This is a genomic window from Lederbergia citrea, assembly GCF_018343525.1.
Classification (GTDB): domain Bacteria; phylum Bacillota; class Bacilli; order Bacillales; family Bacillaceae_C; genus Lederbergia; species Lederbergia citrea.
In genome coordinates, this window is the sequence record NZ_JAGYPH010000001.1 from 187,877 (window position 1) to 205,572 (window position 17,696).

The following is a 17,696-nucleotide window of genomic DNA, read 5'->3' on the forward strand; positions in this document are numbered from 1 at the left end:
ATAATCCATGTGTTTTTCATTTCCTCTTTACTATTTTAATCCATCTTCCAAAGTCTCTAGCATCATGCTTTTTTCTTGATCATCTGCATGCTGCCAAATGACTTCAAATAAAACTCCGAGTCCAGGCAGCATTTTTTCTTCTCCACGCTGGATCGCATCGACAATGGTATCTCTTAATTGTGACTGGTTATTCCCGGAAACATTGTGGATAATGGCATTTCTTAGATTCAAGTTCATAAAGTCGCTCCTTTTCAAGATTATTCTTCGTTAGCTTTTCGCAATTCGCCCGGAATATGTATAATAGAACAAGAATGTTCTTGAAAGGAAATGAAAGCTGTGGAACATATTCAATCTACGAAAAACGCAAGGGTAAAGGAATGGAAAAAACAGCTCTTGAAAAAAGGCCGAGATCAAACAGGTACATATATTATAGAAGGCGATCATCTTATTGAAGAAGCATTGAAAACGAATGATATTATAGAGCTAATGATCCAAGAAGATATTGAGATTCCAGAAAGCTGGTTACTGAAAGACGACACTTCCATTACAACAATTACTTCTGAGATAAGCAAGGTCATATCGGCCACTCAGACAGCGCAAGGATTGTTTGCTGTCTGCCGTAAACGAACACTGGAAGTTGATATGTCAACTCATAAACGTTTTCTTCTGCTTGATGGTGTCCAAGATCCGGGAAACATTGGAACAATGATTAGAACGGCGGATGCAGCGGGGATTGACGCGGTTATTTTCGGCGAAGGAACTGGAGATTTATACAATCCCAAAGTTATCCGTTCTGCCCAAGGCAGTCATTTTCATATTCATACTGACACAGGAAATTTGCATAAATGGATAGAAAAATTAAAAAGATCAGAGATTCCAATCTATGGAACTGCTTTAGAAAATGCAGTTCCTTATAAAGAAGTTTCATCTTCTGATTCATTTGCATTAATTGTTGGGAATGAAGGCAGCGGGGTCTCACCCGAAATACTCGAACAAACAGATAAAAACCTTTATATTCCCATCTACGGACAAAGTGAATCACTCAATGTAGCCATCGCAGCTGGCATCCTTCTTTATCATTTACGAAAATAGATTTGAAATCATCTGAACAAACGATTATAATGTGATTATCTGAATATATGAATGACTGTGACGGAGAAGAGTAGCCGGAGAAAGCTTTCAGGAAGAAAGTGCCTTGACTGTAAGCACTTTTAGTGGAATCTAGGTGAAGTTCACCTCCCGAGTCGGCATCGGGACCGATTTTTAAAAATCATAAAGATGCTCCGGCATATGCCGTTATGACAATGAAGTGAACATGGCAACATGTTTATAAGGGTGGTACCGCGACTAAAGCCTCGTCCCTTTTTGGGATCCGAGGCTTTTTTTTATTTGTCAAAATTGAAGGAGGAAAACTTAGTGGAGCAGAAATTAAAACAACTGGAAACAGAAGCACTTGCGAAAATTAGCGAAGCAGCTGATTTAAAAGCTTTGAATGATGTACGTGTTGCCTATCTCGGAAAAAAAGGACCTATCACGGAGGTCTTGCGTGGAATGGGGAAATTGTCGGCAGAAGAACGGCCAAAAATGGGAGCTCTTGTCAATGTGGTGAGAGAAACCATCACTGAAGCCATCGAGAAAAAGCAGAGCGAGTTAGAAGATGCCGCTGTCCGCAAACAGCTTGAATCAGAAACAATCGATGTGACACTTCCAGGCAGACCTGTAAAAGCAGGCAGTCGCCATCCACTGACAAAAATAGTGGAAGAAATCGAAGACTTATTCATTGGTATGGGATATAAAGTGGCTGAAGGGCCTGAAGTAGAGAAGGATTATTACAATTTCGAAGCGTTGAATTTGCCCAAAGGGCATCCTGCGCGTGATATGCAAGATTCTTTTTATATTACCGAGGAAATTTTACTTCGTACTCATACATCACCTGTTCAAGCACGAACAATGGAAAAACATGAAGGCAAAGGACCGGTTAAAATTATTTGTCCCGGAAAAGTATACCGCCGCGATAATGATGATGCGACGCATTCCCATCAGTTTACGCAAATTGAAGGACTTGTCATCGACGAAAACATTACGATGGGTGACTTAAAAGGTACGCTCGAAGTATTTGCGAAAAAAATGTTTGGTGAAGACCGAGAAATTCGTTTGCGCCCAAGCTTTTTCCCTTTTACAGAGCCATCTGTTGAAATGGATATATCTTGTAAAATGTGTGGAGGCGAAGGTTGCCGCGTTTGTAAACAAACTGGCTGGATCGAAATTTTGGGCGCGGGTATGGTGCATCCAAATGTACTTGAAATGGCTGGTTTTGATTCAAAAAAATATACAGGATTCGCATTTGGAATGGGACCAGAACGAATTGCAATGCTGAAATACGGAGTGGATGATATCCGTCATTTCTACACGAATGACATTCGGTTTTTACAACAATTTGCGTTACAAGAATAATTTCGGGAGGTAAAATACATGCTTGTTTCATATAAATGGCTGCAGGAATACGTGGACCTTAATGGCGTAACAGCTGCAGAATTGGCAGAAAAAATTACGAGAAGTGGAATTGAAGTTGATGGAGTAGAGCAGCTTAGCAGTGGTGTTAAAGGAGTAGTTGTCGGCCATGTACTTGAGTGCGAAAAACATCCGGAAGCTGATAAGTTGAATAAATGTCTTGTTCATATTGGCGAAAGCGAACCAGTGCAAATTATTTGCGGTGCACCAAACGTTGCGAAAGGGCAAAAAGTAGCTGTTGCAACAGTAGGTGCAGTACTTCCAGGCAATTTTAAAATTAAAAAAGCAAAGCTACGCGGTGAGGAATCGAACGGGATGATTTGTTCACTACAGGAGCTTGGTATTGAAGGTAAACTTGTTCCGAAGGAATATGCGGACGGCATTTACGTTTTCCCAGCTGACACAGAAGTGGGTGCAAATGCGCTTGAGCTTTTAAACCTTGATGATGAAGTGCTGGAACTTGATTTAACACCAAACCGTGCAGACGCTCTTAGCATGCTTGGTGTTGCATATGAAACGGCCGCAATTCTTGGTCAAGAAGTGGAACTACCGGAAATCGCATCTGAAGCATCATCTGAAAAAGCGGCAGACTATATTTCTGTAAAAGTAGACGCAACAGAAGACAACCCGCTTTACACGGCCAAGGTGATTAAAGATGTCAAGATTGGGCCAGCACCACTTTGGATGCAAACGCGACTCATGTCTGCTGGCATTCGCCCGCATAATAATGTTGTCGATATAACAAACTATATTTTACTTGAATACGGTCAGCCGCTTCACGCATTTGACTATGACCGTTTTGGATCAAAAGAAGTAGTGATACGCCTAGCTCATGAAGGTGAAAAAATCACTACGCTTGATGATGCAGAACGGACATTGACATCTGAACAGCTCGTCATTACAAATGGAACTGTTCCGGTTGCGCTCGCTGGTGTAATGGGTGGCGCTGACTCTGAGGTTACCGATGATACGACGACCATTTTACTTGAATCTGCTTATTTTGCTGGCGGATCGATTCGAGCTACATCGAAACATCATGGCTTACGCAGTGAAGCAAGTAGCCGTTATGAAAAAGGGGTAGACCCGGAAAGGGTACGCCCAGCAGCTGAAAGAGCAGCTCAATTGATCGCGAAATATGCAGGCGGTGAAGTGCTTCAAGGTCTCGTTGAAGCAGATCATTTAACAATGGAACCAGCAGTTGTTTCTATTTCGCTTGAAAAAATTAACCGTGTTCTCGGAACGGAAATTACCGAAACTGAAGTAGTAGAGATTTTTAATCGACTGAAATTTGACGTGACAGTAGAAGAAGGCACTTTTACTGTAACAGCTCCGACTCGTCGCGGTGATATTACAATCGAAGAAGACTTGATTGAAGAAGTAGCTCGCCTTTACGGATACGATAATATTCCTAAAACATTGCCAAAAGGTGCTGCAACACCGGGTGGGTTAAGCGCAGTTCAAGAAAAGCGCCGAACAGCAAAAGGCTTTTTAGAAGGTGCGGGATTGTATCAGGCCATCAGCTACTCGCTTACTTCAGAAGAAAAGGCAAATAGTTTTGCGATTGAAAAGAGGGAGCCAGTTAAACTCGCGATGCCAATGAGTGAAGAGCGCAGCCGTCTAAGACTGAGTATTGTGCCGCAGTTACTAGAAGTTGTTTCGTATAACTTAGCTCGTCGGCATGATTCGATTGCTTTATATGAAATTGGCTCGGTTTTCCTGAACGAAGGCCATGATGCCCAGCCAGATGAACGTGAACATATTGCCGGTGCAATGACAGGAATGTGGGTCGCGAATGAATGGCAAGGCGAGAAAAAGCCGGTTGATTTTTACGTGGCAAAAGGCATTTTGGAAGGATTATTTGAAAAGCTCGGCGTAAGTGAAGGGATTGAATGGCAAGCTGCAGAGCTGGACGGTTTGCATCCGGGGCGTACGGCCGAAATCTTACTTTCAGGAGAGGTGATTGGCTTTGCTGGCCAATTACATCCACATGTGCAAAAGCAACTTGATTTGAAAGAAACATACGTATTTGAAATCAAGTCTGATGCATTGTTCAATTATAATCTACCTGAATTACAATACGTTCCAATCCCTCGCTTCCCGTCGATCTCAAGAGACATTGCTCTCGTAGTCGACAAAGAAGTGACTGCTGGAACACTTGAAACAATTATTCATGAAGCAGGCGGCAAATTACTGAAAGCTGTTCATGTGTTTGACCTTTACGAAGGTGAGCATATGGAAGAAGGTAAAAAATCAATTGCCTTCTCACTAACCTATATTGATCCGGAAAAAACACTCACGGATGAAGAAGTGGTAAGAGCGCATGACAAAGTACTCGCTGCTGTAAAAGAAAAAGCGGGTGCGGAATTAAGAGGGTAAAAAGGAAAAACACGGGCTGCACAGCTCGTGTTTTTTGTTGGAGTAAAAAGTACGATATACTTAACACGTAAAGGATTTTATTTTGGAGGAAAATAACTAATGAAGAAAAACCGGCAAATCTTATATTTATTCGTTTTTTTAATTGCCGTAGGGGCAATGGCCGTATATGGAAAATCAGCAACACAAGAGTTTTCACCTGAAAAAGTGACCCATTATTTGAACAATATGAGGCTAGGGATTCAAGATATATATAATAAGGTCCCAATTGATCAAATAAGAGAAAAGAAAACGATTTCTAAAGGTCAACTTGACCAATTAATAGAAGGCTCGGATCGTATTTTTTCTAGCTATCTGGAATTGAAAGCAATCGGTTTGGAGTTTGATTACTTTGAGGACACGAATGCAAAGATGGAAACCAATTTGGAAAACATTCATACTTCACTATATCAGATAAAGGAAGCGTCCAATGGTGATACTCGTTTAACAGCTCGTCAAATTGCTTCTTTTTCCGAAGTCTATAATTTTCTATGGGATTTATATGGACTTGATGTGTATAACATGGATTTAGATGAAATTTTATCTGAGATGGAGAAGGTGAGCGAAAATTATGAACCAATGTTTGAGACGTATTTATTCTAATTCGCTAGCGATTATCTTCCTAGTTATCATATTGACAGCATGTTCAGGAAAAGAAGGTGGCAAGGAGGAAGTTTCAGAAAATCCTACACCTGCCGAACAACCTGCATCAGGGAGTGGAGTTGAAGAGCAGATTGTAGAAAAGCTTGATGTTCCTTGGTCGATTACAAACGCAGGCCGTGTTTTTTATATAAGTGAAAGGAACGGTACAATAGTCTCAGTAAACAAGAAAACAGGTGAGAAAATTCGATTACCTGTCAGGTTTCATAAAAAGCTATTTACCGGTGGAGAAGGCGGACTGCTGGGAATTGAAATTATCCCCGGTAAAGAAGTCGAAGCATTCGCTTACCATACATACGAGGAAAATGGGAATGTTTTCAATAGGCTCATCCGGATAAAAAAAGAAAAGGATGCCTGGATTGAAACAGCTCTACTGTTGGAAGGGATTCCCGGTTCACAGATCCATAAATAACGGTGGCCGAATTAAAATCGGACCTGATGGGAAGCTTTATGTGACTGCTGGGGATGCATCAAAACCAGAGTCGGCACAAAAGTTAGATCATTTATCAGGAAAAATATTACGCCTTGAACTTGACGGAACGATTCCTGCGGACAACCCATTTCCTGGGTCCTTTATCTATTCCTACGGCCACCGCAATCCGCAAGGTCTTGCCTGGAATGAGGAAGGTCAATTGTTCGCAACAGAGCATGGCCAGAGTGCACATGATGAAATTAATAAGATTGAGCCTGGAAAAAATTACGGTTGGCCGAAAATTCAAGGAGATGAAAAGAAAACCGGAATGGAAACACCGATTTTTCATACGAACGGCGACACCTGGGCACCAAGCGGAACGGCTTATCATGATGGAAAATTATATATTGCTTCACTTCGGGGAGAGGCTGTCAGGGTGTATGATTTGAAAATTGGGGAAGTGAGCATTCTCTCAGAAGGAAACGGGCGGATTCGCGATGTGATCATTGAAGATGGTGCTTTATATTTTGTTACAAACAATACGGACGGCAGAGGTACCCCAGCGGAAAATGACGATAGGTATATAAAGATAGAATTGAAATAGGTTGTGTCTCATGATTTGAGAAACAACCTATTTTTTTTAGATCCCCGCTATTCTCTTCGCTTTACCCGTATTAGCAAAATGAAGTTTAGTAAATTCATTCAAGGCAGCAACGCCTTTTTCTTTAATAAGTCTTGCCGCAACTTGATCGACTTTTGCTCCTGCTCCTTTTGGAAGAGTGAATCCAGCTTTTGTACTTAAATCATCAAAAGCTTTTAGAAAAGCATATCTTGCTAAAATAGAAGCAGCTGCTACTGAAAGATGAATACTTTCGGCTTTTGTACTGAAAAAGACGTTTTCTCGGCAAATTACTTGTTGTCCTTGTAAATGGCGGAAATAAACAGTTGCCTCCGCAAATTGATCGACAAGAATGGCTTCGGGTTTTTCGGGAGCAATTTTTCCAAGCAAATGATTTAAAGCTTGATTATGAAGAATGGCGGTTATTTTTCCCTGCGTCATTCCGGAAGATTGCAAGCGATTATATTTTTCATTAGGCAACTTTAGCAAGCTATATGGAAGAAAAGTAAGTAGGTCCTTCGCGATTTTCACAATTTGCGGATCTGTTAAATCTTTAGAATCTTTAACCCCCAACTCTTGTAATAATGGAATTTGGTCTTTTTTTACATAGGCAGCGACAACGGTCATTGGCCCAAAATAATCGCCTTTTCCAACTTCATCGGAACCGATGACAGAGAGTGTTGAAATATCGGCCGGAAGCGGAAGTCCCGATGATTTCCCGCCTTTAGAGGAAGTGGCCTTTCCGGCAGGTTTTCCCCACTTTTTCGCCTCTGCTTCATTTCCTGTTCCTTGAAACATGACTTTACCTGAGCGATACGCTGTTATTGTACAGCCGTTTTTCTTTGCGGAAAAAACACCTCCCGGCGGAGTTTTTGCGGTGAAGAACGGTTCATAATGGCTCTTCATTTTTTCAATATCAGATTGACGGATTTGAATGACAATATTGGCCAAAGAGAAACTTCCTTTCTATTGAGAAACATTTGTTTGTAGCGTGCGTCTAGCTCCAGCGCCCAGCGACTAGCAAACTTCACGATTCTTCCTACGATAAGTCAACATCGGTTCGCCTTTTAGGCTCACCGTGTTTCCTTTATCTCGATAAAAAGGATCGTCGACTAAAATCGCCACGTCCTGTGGCAACGTCGACACACCCACATCCTGTGGGCGAAGTTTGTACGTCGCTAACCGGGCGCTTCTGCTTTTGTTCTATTCCCATCTTTTTTCTTTCATGTTATGATATAGAGTAGGATTCGAAAGAAATGGGGGCAAATAGTTTGGCTGAGGGTAAAAAAACTCGAACAACAGTTGTAATCTATGGACAACAGTATACCATTTCCGGCACTGAGACGACAGAACATATGATGCAAGTGGCAATGATCGTTGATGAGAAAATGCGCCAAATCAGTTCTGTGAATCCTAATCTTCATTCTGATAAACTGGCAGTGTTGACGGCCGTCAATGCCGTTCATGATTATATTAAACTTCAAGAACAGTATGACCAACTTGAAAAAGAATTTAAACGATTAAGGGACTGAAATTTTCATGGTAAACTTAGCATTAGTAATATTACTTATACTTGGTTTTTTTATAGGCTTACGTAGAGGATTCATTCTTCAGCTCATACATATGATTGGCTTCATCGTTTCTTTCATTGTAGCTCACATGTATTACGAAGACTTGGCGCCGAAGCTGAGACTTTGGATCCCATATCCTGATTTTGATACGGGAAACACTTTGAAAATGGTACTGGATGGTGTGAGTTTTGATGAAGCGTTCTATAGAGCAATCGCCTTCGCCATTATTTTTTTCGCAGTGAGAATTGTGCTTGGTATTATCGGCTCTGCTCTTGATATAGTGGCAAGCTTGCCAGTTTTAAAGTTATTAAACGTCTGGGCTGGCGGTATCCTTGGATTTATAGAAACATATTTATTCATTTTCATTATTTTATATATTGCAGCGTTATTGCCGATTCCTTCTATCCAAATAGCTTTAAATGACTCTATCGTTGCGGAAAGCATGCTGAAGCATACTCCTTATTTTTCGGCAGAAATAAAAAAATGGTGGTTCGACTATATTCAAAGCTAAACTTCTCTTCATGATAAGAGAAGTTTCAGATTGTCGTCAAAAGGCATTGGTCCAATGCCTTTTACGATTTTTTCATGATTTTTGCCTGATTCAAGGGATGTCCGCGAAGATACTGCTCCTCGAGAGGGCACCGAAAAAGTCCTCTTAAAATAGTGGCTACACTAACATTGTTGATTTGCACTCCAGGCGGCGCTTTCCGCGGGGCGGGCGGTGAGCCTCCTCAGTCGCTTTGCGCCCTGCGGGGTCTCACCTGTCCCGCTAGTCCCGCAGGAGTCGCCGCCTTCCGCTCCAATCAACGGTACTTGCTTAAAAACAGAGGGCAAAATTAAAGCACTGCTTTACTCCGATTAAATCGGGATAAGCAGTGTTTTATTGTATAATAAACGTATTAAATTGATGATTTCCAATCAAGAAAACTTCACTCTCAGTCCATCATGGAAATCTACGATATTGTCGTCCCAAGAGATAATATGCTTCTTCAAATTAATGAGCTTGTTGATTTTACATTTATATTAGAAGAATTGAAAATGAAATACTGTTTAGACAACGGTCGTATTGCGATTCCTCCAATATTTATTAAATTTGCTTATTGGGAAAACAGTTGAGATCGCACTTGAAAAGAAAATTATCAAAAGTAAAATGTAATACATATTGGTTTGGAGAAGCGTCCGCTCGACTCCTGCGGGATATGCGAGACAGCCGAGACCCTGGAGGAGCGCAGCGACGAAGCGGCTCGGCGCTCGCCCCGCGGAAAGCGAGCGGTAAGCTTCGGAAAACCCGCTCTGTCCAATATAAATATAAAAGACTGTAGACAACTCGATTTTTAAGTTTATCTACAGTCGGAAACTTCTCTTCACGATAAGAGAAGTTTTTCTTTTACCAGTGGGATTTGTTAGAATGTTAAATAGGAGAAATTATGAACGGCTGGTGATTATTAATGAAAATAAATAAAAAAGATGTCATTCGTTTACTTGAACATATTGCTATTTATATGGAGTTGAAGGGTGAAAATCCGTTTAAAACAGCTGCCTTTAGAAAAGCTGCCGGAGGGCTTGAGGCCGATGACAGAAGTTTGTCTGAAATAACAGCTTTCACCGATATCCCTGGGATCGGAAAAGGGACTGCGGCCGTCATTGAGGAATTTATGAGAGATGGTAAATCATCTGTTTTACAGGAGCTTCAGGAAGAAGTACCGAAAGGACTCATTCCGCTATTACAGCTTCCAGGCCTTGGCGGCAAGAAAATTTCTAGGCTTTATCAGGAACTAGGTGTCGAAGATATGGAATCGCTGAAAGAAGCGTGTGAATCAGGGCTTGTTGCCGGTCTCAAAGGCTTTGGAAAGAAAACGCAGGAGAAAATTATTGAGTCGATTGCTCAAGCTGGTATCCAGCCTGAGCGTTTACCTATAGCCTATATGCTACCGATAGCAGAACAAATTGAAAAAGCTCTTCACGGAATAAAGGAAATTACGAGTTTTTCACGAGCGGGAAGTATGCGTCGTGTACGAGAAACAATGAAAGATTTGGATTTTATCATTGCAACCGAAGAGCCTGCGATTGTTAAAAACCAATTACTTCAACTAGAAGGTTTCGGTGAAGCAACATCAAGCGGTGAAACAAAAGTGACGCTTTTGATGGAAGGAAGATACCGCATTTCCGTTGATTTCAGAATCGTAAAACCCGAAGAATTTACGACAGCGCTTCATCATTTTACTGGTTCTAAAGACCATAATGTCCGTATGCGCCAACTAGCAAAAGAACGAGGAGAAAAAATCAGCGAGTATGGTGTTGAGAATACAGAAACAGGGGAAGTTATCACATTTAAAAGCGAACCTGAATTTTTCAACCACTTTGGTTTGCCTTTCATCCCCCCGGAGCTTAGGGAAGATGGCCGGGAAGTTGAGGATTACCGTGCTGATGCCGGCTTAATTACACTGGATGATATAAAAGGGGATCTCCACATGCATACGACATGGTCAGATGGGGCTTTTTCCCTCGAAGAAATGGTAGAAGCATGCAGGAGAAAAGGCTATAAATATATGGCGATTACGGATCACTCTGAATATTTGCGAATTGCAAACGGTCTTACAGTAGAAAGACTTAGAAAACAAAACGAGGAAATTCGCGCTTTAAATGATAAATACGATGATATCCTAATTTTATCAGGAATCGAGATGGATATATTGCCAGATGGCAGCTTGGACTATGAGGATGAACTGCTCTCAGAACTAGATATTGTAATTGCATCGATTCATTCTAGTTTTTCCCAATCACGCGTTAAAATCATGGAGAGGCTTAAAACTGCTTTGCAAAATCCACATGTTGATTTCATTGCTCATCCGACCGGTCGTTTAATTGGCAGGCGGGACGGCTATGACGTTGATATTGATTTATTGATCGAGCTAGCTAAGGAAACGAACACAGCGTTAGAGTTAAACGCACATCCGGAACGACTGGATTTAACTGCGGAATACCTCCGGAAAGCTCAAGATGCAGGCGTAAAAATTGTTATTAATACAGATGCACATGATATTAGAAACCTAGAATTTATGGAACTCGGCGTTTCTGCTGCAAGAAAAGGCTGGATTAGAACTTCATCGGTCATCAATGCGATGGAACCGGATGAACTGATAGCTTTCCTAAAAAGAAATGATTGAAAGGAGTCTAACTCCATGAACGAAAAAATATTAAAAACACTTGAGTTTAATAAAATTCTTTCTCAGCTAAAAGACTTTGCTTCGTCAACGGTTGGAGTAGAAAAAATTAAACTGTTGAAACCATCTACTTCTTATGAAGAGGTAGTTAAGCTACAAGAAGAAACGGATGAAGCAGCACACGTACTTCGTTTAAGAGGCCATGCACCGTTAAGCGGTATTCATAATATTAAACCTCATGCCAAACGTGCTCAGGTAGGAGGAGTATTAAACCCTGTTGAACTCATGCAGACAGCAAGCACGATTCATGCTTCGCGGTCCATGAAACGTTTTATCGAAGATTTACTTGAAAATAAGCTGGATATTCCAATTTTAGAAAAGAAAGCGAATCAAATTACAATATTAACGCCACTAGAACATCATATTAAAAATGCAGTTGATGAAAATGGTGATATTCTCGATTCAGCCAGTGACACGCTCCGCAGCATTCGTCAGCAGCGGCGAAGAAATGAAAGCCGAATTAGAGAAAAGCTCGAAAGCTTAATCCGTAATCGGAACGCCCAAAAAATGCTGTCGGATTCCATTGTAACGATTCGTAATGATCGATATGTCATTCCGGTGAAACAGGAATATCGCTCACAATATGGCGGGATTGTCCATGACCAATCTTCATCTGGTCAAACACTTTTTATTGAGCCACAAGCAGTTGTTGAATTGAACAATGAACTTAAAGAACTGCAAATGAAAGAAAAGCAAGAAATTGACCGTATTTTAGCTGAACTATCAGCGGCCGTTGCGGAATCTGCGGAGGACTTGCATGTCATTGTAGATGTTATGGCTGAGTTGGATTTTATTTTTGCAAAAGCTCGATTTGGAAAAGAAATGAAAGCAACGAGACCAACGATCAATCAAGAGGGAATCATTCGACTTTATAAAGCACGACACCCGCTTTTACCAATGGACGAAGTGGTAGCGAATGACATAACGCTTGGTACTGACTATACAACCATTGTTATTACTGGTCCAAATACAGGCGGAAAAACAATTACGCTGAAAACAGTCGGCCTCTGCACACTCATGGGCCAGGCAGGTTTGCATATCCCAGCTTTGGACGGTTCTGAAATCGCAGTATTCAAAGAAGTTTTCGCAGATATTGGCGATGAGCAATCGATTGAACAAAGTTTAAGTACGTTCTCATCGCATATGGTGAACATCGTCGATATATTAAAACATGTGGATCATGAAAGTCTTGTCTTGTTTGACGAACTTGGGTCGGGAACGGATCCACAAGAAGGATCGGCACTTGCTATCTCCATCCTTGATGATGTATACCAGCGCGGCGCACGTGTGATTGCAACAACGCATTATCCCGAATTAAAAGCATATGGCTATAACCGCCCAGGAGTAATAAACGCAAGTGTCGAGTTCAACGTGGAGACACTTCGTCCAACGTATAAGCTCTTAATAGGTGTACCGGGGCGCAGTAACGCGTTTGAAATTTCCCGAAGGCTTGGACTCTCAGAAAGTGTTATAACTCATGCAAAATCAATGATTGATACAGAAAGTAATGAAGTGGAGAATATGATTGCTTCGTTAGAAAAGAGTCGACGTGAAGCGGAGCAGGATTATGAGGAAGCCCATGATTATTTAAAAAATGCCGAAAAACTTCATCATGATATGCAGCAGCAAATGATTGAGTTTTATGATAGAAAGCAGGAACTCTACGAAAAAGCTGAAGAAAAAGCCGCGAAGGTCATTGAAAAGGCAAAATCCGACGCGGAAGAAGTAATGAAGGACCTGCGCCAAATGCGCTTACAAAGCGGTGCTCAAATAAAAGAACATGAACTAATCGAGGCAAGACGGAGATTAGAAGCAGCAGTGCCGAATTTGGATAAGGGATCAGCAAAAGTAGGTGTCACAAAACAAAAGCGCGAATTCCAACCTGGTGATGAAGTAAAAGTTACTTCATTTGGTCAAAAAGGCCATATCGTGGAAAAAACCGGATCGGATGAATGGCAAGTTCAAATTGGTATTATGAAAATGAAAGTAAAAGAAAAGGATTTGGAATTTATCAAATCCGAGCAGAAAAAAGAAACAAAACCGCTTACGACAATCAAGGGGAGAGACTATCATGTTAGCCTTGAACTTGATTTGCGAGGGGAACGGTTTGAAGATGCGTTGCTTAAGGTAGAAAAATATATTGATGACGCTCTGCTTGCAAGTTACCCGCGCGTTTCCATCATTCATGGAAAAGGGACAGGCGCACTCCGCACAGGAGTTACAGAATTTTTGAAACATCATCGCTCCGTCAAACGTATAAGACTTGGAGAAGCGGGAGAAGGCGGAAGTGGCGTTACAGTGGTTGAGTTTAAATAGCGCCAACCGGCTCTTTCCTCCAATGGCAAAGAGGGGTGATGAATGATGAATGCTTTTTGGGAAAATCCATTTGTACAGACAGCGGGTTATTATAGTGTCACTATACTTTGCATGGTCATGTTTTTATTTATTTTTGAAATTGTGACGAAATACAATAACTGGGAAGAAATCAAAAGTGGGAATGTCGCAGTCGCTATGGCTACGGGTGGAAAGATTTTCGGGATTGCCAATATCTTCAGGCACTCTATCCTTCATCATGATACATTATTTGTGATGATCGGCTGGGGAGTGTATGGATTTTCACTGCTCCTCGCAGGATATTTTATCTTCGAATTTTTAACGCCGAAGTTTAAAATTGATGATGAAATCCAAAAAGACAACCGTGCTGTTGGGTTCATCTCAATGGTTATCTCTATCGGTCTGTCATACGTGATCGGAGCGGGCATCCCATAAGGAGGATATCGTGGAAAAACTGGCAAAAGTGCTGCTCGTAGTTTGTGGCATCTTTATTCTAGGAGGAATTATTTATTTAATAAGGGTTTAAGGCTGCCGTGTGCAGTCTTTTTTTATCCCGTAAAATAGTCCAATGGAATTAAGGGTTATTCCACATTTGACGAGCACATCAATCTTTTTCACCATTCAATTGTATGAACGGGACCAATGTAATATAATGAAAAGAGTAGTTTCAATTTTCTCACTGTTTATTACGAAGAGGGGGGATTGTATGGAAAATAAACCATGGCTGAAGCTTTATCCGGAATCAATACCAACAACACTTGTATATGAGCAGAAGCCTGTTCAGTCGTATTTAACGAAAGCGGCTGAAAAGTATCCTGACAAAATGGCGTTGAATTTCATGGGCAAGGAAATGACATTTAAGGAGTTGTATGAATGTTCATTGAAGATGGCCAATTATTTGCGTGGGATTGGCATCGAAAAAGGCGACCGTGTTGCGATCATGTTACCGAATTGTCCTCAGGGAGTGATCAGCTTCTACGGCATTTTGTTTGCAGGGGGTATTGTTGTACAAACAAACCCGCTTTATACAGAACGGGAACTCGAATATCAAATGAAAGATTCAAGGGCAAAAGCCATTATTGCACTCGATATTTTATATCCTCGCATATCTAAAGTAATGAAACACACTAAACTCGAAAATATAATTGTAACCGCTGTCAAGGATTATTTGCCATTTCCGAAAAACGTTATTTATCCCTTCATTCAGAAAAAACAAACAGGCATTGTTGTAAATTTACAACATAGAGGAAATCAGCACCTTTTCAAAAATATTATGGACGAAGCTCGGGCTCTTCCACTTCATCATGAATTAGACTTTGAAAATGACCTTGCACTTCTCCAATATACCGGGGGAACTACTGGCTATCCAAAAGGTGTCATGCTTACACATAAAAACTTGATCGCCAATGCTACAGCATGTGAAGCCTGGTTGTATAAAGCAAAAAAAGGGGAGGAAAAAATTCTTGGAGTTTTGCCATTTTTCCATGTGTATGGATTGACGACTGTGTTGATTTTAGCGGTAATGGAAGGTTATAAGATGATTTTGCTACCCAAATTTGATGTGCAGACAACTTTGAAAACAATCCACAAACAACGCCCAACCATTTTTCCCGGAGCGCCGACCATTTATATCGGACTTTTAAATCATCCGGAATTAAAAAAATATGATCTTTCTTCCATAGAATCATGCTTGAGCGGTTCTGCTCCACTTCCTTACGAAGTTCAACAAAAATTTGAGGAAGTCACTGGTGGAAAGCTTGTCGAAGGGTATGGTTTAACGGAATCATCTCCCGTTACTCACGCCAACTTCTTGTGGGATCAAAAACGTGTAAAAGGCAGCATTGGCGTTCCATGGCCTGATACAGATGCAATGATTCTTTCCCCAGAAACTGGCGAGGCTGCTGCGCCCGGTGAAATTGGTGAAATTGCCGTGAAGGGCCCGCAAATCATGAAAGGATATTGGAATAGACCGGAAGATACAGCTGCGACCATGAAAGATGGCTGGCTGTTGACAGGTGACATGGGATATATGGATGATGATGGATATTTCTATGTTGTTGATAGAAAAAAAGATATGATCATTGCAGGGGGCTTCAATATTTATCCGCGAGAAATCGAAGATGTTTTGTATGAACATCCTGCCATTCAAGAAATGGTCGTTGCAGGAGTGCCTGATGCCTATCGCGGAGAAACGGTTAAAGCGTATATTGTTTTAAAAGACGGAGCAAGCGTAACGGAAAAAGAACTTGATGAATATGCCAGAAAATATTTAGCGGCATACAAGGTTCCAAGAATATATGAATTTCGTAAAGAACTACCGAAAACAGCTGTCGGCAAAATTTTGCGAAGAACACTTGTAGAGGAAGAAAGAAAAAAACAGCAGCACGATGAGAAGCTCGGATAATCAGAATTATTTCAGAGCCAAAATGGGCTCTTTTCTTTTTTGGCCTTCACTTGACAGACGAGAGGAAACTAAATTATCATAAAAGTATGAATGAATAGTCATTCATTTTTGATAATTTGTAAATTAGTAGGTGAGTCCGTTGAAAAGAAATAAACCAAAATATAAACAAATCATCGATGCTGCTGTCGTTGTAATTGCAGAAAATGGTTACCATCAAGCGCAAGTTTCCAAAATAGCAAAACAGGCGGGAGTCGCAGATGGCACGATCTATCTATACTTTCAAAATAAAGAAGACATCTTAATTTCCGTATTTCGCGAAAAAATGGGATTGTTTGTAGAAAAAATAGAAGAAGTGATTGCAGGAAAAGACGCCGCTGCAGAGAAGTTATTAGTAATGATTGAAAATCATTTCAAAAGATTATCCGCCGACCAACATTTGGCCATTGTTACACAGCTTGAGCTAAGGCAAACCAATAAGGAGCTTCGTTTGAAAATAAACGAGGTTCTCAAAGAATACTTTCTTCTAGTCGACAAAATACTGCGCCATGGACAAGAACGGGGGGAGTTTCCGGCTGATTTAGATATTAGGCTAGCAAGACAAATGATTTTTGGAACAATGGATGAAACGGTGACAACTTGGGTAATGAATGAACAAAAATACAATTTGGAGGCACTTGCACCTGCCGTTCACAATCTCCTTTTAAACGGTTGCGGGTTAAAAAGCTAAAAACGATCATTCCTAGGAAGGGGGCAATACATATGGAACACATCACGCTTGAAAAGTACGGATACGCAGCAATTATTACAATTGATAGACCGCCAGCAAATGCGCTGTCATCAGACTTGATCCAAGAACTATCGAAGCATTTGGATGACCTTGAACATGATCAGGATATTCGTGCAATCCTTTTACATGGCGAAGGCCGATTTTTTTCTGCAGGTGCGGATATAAAAGAATTTACTAGCATTAAAAACGGCGATGATTTTTCAAAACTAGCAGTAAAAGGACAGGATGTCTTTGAAAAAATTGAGAACTTCCCTAAACCAATTGTAGCTGCTATCCACGGTGCTGCGCTCGGTGGAGGACTTGAACTCGCGATGGCATGCCATATCCGCCTCGTTAGTGAAAATGCCAAACTCGGACTTCCAGAGCTACAACTTGGATTGATACCAGGTTTTGCTGGTACCCAACGTCTCCCACGCTTAGTCGGGGCTGCAAAAGCAGCAGAGATGTTATTTACGAGCGATCCAATTTCGGGGGAAGAGGCTGTCCAACGGGGGCTTGCTAATCAAGCATTTCCCGAGGAGCAGCTTTTGGAAAAAGCAAAAGAAATGGTTTTGAAAATAGCAAAGAAAAGCCCGATTTCCATTAAAGCAGTGATAGAACTGTTAAGATTTACTAAAACGGAGCAATTTTATGAAGGTGTTAAACAGGAAGCGATAAATTTTGGTCACGTATTTGATTCTGAAGATGGCAAAGAAGGCATTCGTGCTTTCCTTGAAAAACGTAAACCAGATTTTAAAGGGAAATAAATATAGTTTCATATAT

17 protein-coding genes, 1 pseudogene and 1 other annotated feature are annotated in these 17,696 nt (G+C 41.0%); of the genes and pseudogenes, 15 read left to right on the forward strand and 3 right to left on the reverse strand.

Translation table 11 applies throughout. The annotated features are described in order from the left end of the window. Positions 1–30 precede the first annotated feature (30 nt). Entirely contained in the window at positions 31–237 is a 207-nt protein-coding gene (gene sspI / locus KHA88_RS00975) for a small acid-soluble spore protein SspI (protein WP_213097612.1), read from the reverse strand. Between the two features lie 90 nt (positions 238–327). On the opposite strand from sspI, the gene KHA88_RS00980 reads away from it, so the two are divergent. The 6 genes from KHA88_RS00980 (at position 328) to KHA88_RS20800 (ending at position 6,599) form a co-directional block, all read left to right on the forward strand. After that, a complete protein-coding gene (locus KHA88_RS00980; protein WP_249308319.1) occupies positions 328–1,092 on the forward strand; it encodes a TrmH family RNA methyltransferase in 765 nt (254 codons plus the stop codon). Between the two features lie 48 nt (positions 1,093–1,140). Continuing rightward, positions 1,141–1,366: a binding site (T-box leader), on the forward strand. A gap of 50 nt (positions 1,367–1,416) precedes the next feature. Beyond that, entirely contained in the window at positions 1,417–2,454 is a 1,038-nt protein-coding gene (gene pheS, locus KHA88_RS00985) for a phenylalanine--tRNA ligase subunit alpha (RefSeq protein ID WP_213097611.1), read from the forward strand. 18 nt (positions 2,455–2,472) lie between these two features. Beyond that, positions 2,473–4,887 carry a phenylalanine--tRNA ligase subunit beta gene (pheT, locus tag KHA88_RS00990; RefSeq protein ID WP_213097610.1) on the forward strand — a complete coding sequence of 805 codons (2,415 nt, stop codon included), beginning with the start codon at positions 2,473–2,475 and terminating at the stop codon, positions 4,885–4,887. A 99-nt stretch (positions 4,888–4,986) separates the two neighbouring features. After that, entirely contained in the window at positions 4,987–5,526 is a 540-nt protein-coding gene (locus KHA88_RS00995; RefSeq protein ID WP_213097609.1) for a hypothetical protein, read from the forward strand. Next, complete coding sequence (locus KHA88_RS20795; RefSeq protein ID WP_249312846.1) at positions 5,495–5,995, forward strand: PQQ-dependent sugar dehydrogenase; 501 nt, start codon at positions 5,495–5,497, stop codon at positions 5,993–5,995. Before KHA88_RS00995 ends, KHA88_RS20795 begins: the two co-directional genes overlap by 32 nt. Then, positions 5,943–6,599, forward strand: coding sequence for a PQQ-dependent sugar dehydrogenase (locus tag KHA88_RS20800; protein WP_249312848.1), 657 nt, complete (start codon positions 5,943–5,945; stop codon positions 6,597–6,599). The genes KHA88_RS20795 and KHA88_RS20800 overlap by 53 nt, the downstream gene beginning before the upstream one ends. 36 nt (positions 6,600–6,635) lie before the next feature. On the opposite strand, the gene rnhC is transcribed toward KHA88_RS20800, so the two are convergent. Both rnhC and KHA88_RS21100 read right to left on the reverse strand, forming a co-directional pair. Further along, positions 6,636–7,565 carry a ribonuclease HIII gene (gene rnhC, locus KHA88_RS01005; protein ID WP_213121285.1) on the reverse strand — a complete coding sequence of 310 codons (930 nt, stop codon included), beginning with the start codon at positions 7,563–7,565 and terminating at the stop codon, positions 6,636–6,638. 66 nt (positions 7,566–7,631) lie between these two features. Continuing rightward, complete coding sequence (locus KHA88_RS21100) at positions 7,632–7,760, reverse strand: hypothetical protein (RefSeq protein WP_283247376.1); 129 nt, start codon at positions 7,758–7,760, stop codon at positions 7,632–7,634. Positions 7,761–7,885: 125 nt separating this feature from the next. On the opposite strand from KHA88_RS21100, the gene zapA reads away from it, so the two are divergent. The 9 genes and pseudogenes from zapA (at position 7,886) to KHA88_RS01050 (ending at position 17,680) form a co-directional block, all read left to right on the forward strand. Beyond that, positions 7,886–8,146, forward strand: a complete 261-nt coding sequence (gene zapA / locus KHA88_RS01010) for a cell division protein ZapA (RefSeq protein WP_213121286.1) — start codon at positions 7,886–7,888, stop codon at positions 8,144–8,146. A 7-nt stretch (positions 8,147–8,153) separates the two neighbouring features. Next, positions 8,154–8,696, forward strand: a complete 543-nt coding sequence (locus KHA88_RS01015) for a CvpA family protein (RefSeq protein WP_213121287.1) — start codon at positions 8,154–8,156, stop codon at positions 8,694–8,696. Positions 8,697–9,092: 396 nt separating this feature from the next. Further along, positions 9,093–9,268: pseudogene (locus KHA88_RS01020) on the forward strand (transposase); the annotation flags it as partial. 365 nt (positions 9,269–9,633) lie between these two features. Beyond that, the gene (gene polX / locus KHA88_RS01025) at positions 9,634–11,352 is read left to right on the forward strand and encodes a DNA polymerase/3'-5' exonuclease PolX (RefSeq protein WP_213106735.1); all 1,719 of its coding nucleotides are present in this window, start codon (positions 9,634–9,636) and stop codon (positions 11,350–11,352) included. A gap of 15 nt (positions 11,353–11,367) precedes the next feature. Continuing rightward, positions 11,368–13,725, forward strand: a complete 2,358-nt coding sequence (locus tag KHA88_RS01030) for an endonuclease MutS2 (RefSeq protein ID WP_213121288.1) — start codon at positions 11,368–11,370, stop codon at positions 13,723–13,725. A gap of 45 nt (positions 13,726–13,770) precedes the next feature. Further along, positions 13,771–14,178 carry a DUF350 domain-containing protein gene (locus KHA88_RS01035; RefSeq protein ID WP_213097602.1) on the forward strand — a complete coding sequence of 136 codons (408 nt, stop codon included), beginning with the start codon at positions 13,771–13,773 and terminating at the stop codon, positions 14,176–14,178. Positions 14,179–14,449: 271 nt separating this feature from the next. Then, positions 14,450–16,147, forward strand: coding sequence for a long-chain-fatty-acid--CoA ligase (locus tag KHA88_RS01040; RefSeq protein WP_213121289.1), 1,698 nt, complete (start codon positions 14,450–14,452; stop codon positions 16,145–16,147). Between the two features lie 139 nt (positions 16,148–16,286). Next, positions 16,287–16,874, forward strand: coding sequence for a fatty acid metabolism transcriptional regulator FadR (gene fadR / locus KHA88_RS01045; RefSeq protein WP_213097600.1), 588 nt, complete (start codon positions 16,287–16,289; stop codon positions 16,872–16,874). Between the two features lie 32 nt (positions 16,875–16,906). Next, entirely contained in the window at positions 16,907–17,680 is a 774-nt protein-coding gene (locus KHA88_RS01050; protein WP_213097599.1) for an enoyl-CoA hydratase, read from the forward strand. The last annotated feature ends 16 nt before the right edge of the window (positions 17,681–17,696 follow it).

Excerpts from the sequence above, each read along its gene's own strand:
- KHA88_RS00995 (WP_213097609.1), top strand. The coding sequence starts at position 4,987 with ATGAAGAAAAACCGGCAAATCTTATATTTATTCGTTTTTTTAATTGCC.
- KHA88_RS01035 (WP_213097602.1), top strand. The coding sequence starts at position 13,771 with ATGAATGCTTTTTGGGAAAATCCATTTGTACAGACAGCGGGTTATTAT.
- KHA88_RS01030 (WP_213121288.1), top strand. The coding sequence starts at position 11,368 with ATGAACGAAAAAATATTAAAAACACTTGAGTTTAATAAAATTCTTTCT.
- polX (WP_213106735.1), top strand. The coding sequence starts at position 9,634 with ATGAAAATAAATAAAAAAGATGTCATTCGTTTACTTGAACATATTGCT.
- KHA88_RS01050 (WP_213097599.1), top strand. The coding sequence starts at position 16,907 with ATGGAACACATCACGCTTGAAAAGTACGGATACGCAGCAATTATTACA.
- pheT (WP_213097610.1), top strand. The coding sequence starts at position 2,473 with ATGCTTGTTTCATATAAATGGCTGCAGGAATACGTGGACCTTAATGGC.
- KHA88_RS01015 (WP_213121287.1), top strand. The coding sequence starts at position 8,154 with ATGGTAAACTTAGCATTAGTAATATTACTTATACTTGGTTTTTTTATA.
- sspI (WP_213097612.1), bottom strand. The coding sequence starts at position 237 with ATGAACTTGAATCTAAGAAATGCCATTATCCACAATGTTTCCGGGAAT.
- KHA88_RS01040 (WP_213121289.1), top strand. The coding sequence starts at position 14,450 with ATGGAAAATAAACCATGGCTGAAGCTTTATCCGGAATCAATACCAACA.
- KHA88_RS20795 (WP_249312846.1), top strand. The coding sequence starts at position 5,495 with ATGAACCAATGTTTGAGACGTATTTATTCTAATTCGCTAGCGATTATC.
- KHA88_RS00980 (WP_249308319.1), top strand. The coding sequence starts at position 328 with ATGAAAGCTGTGGAACATATTCAATCTACGAAAAACGCAAGGGTAAAG.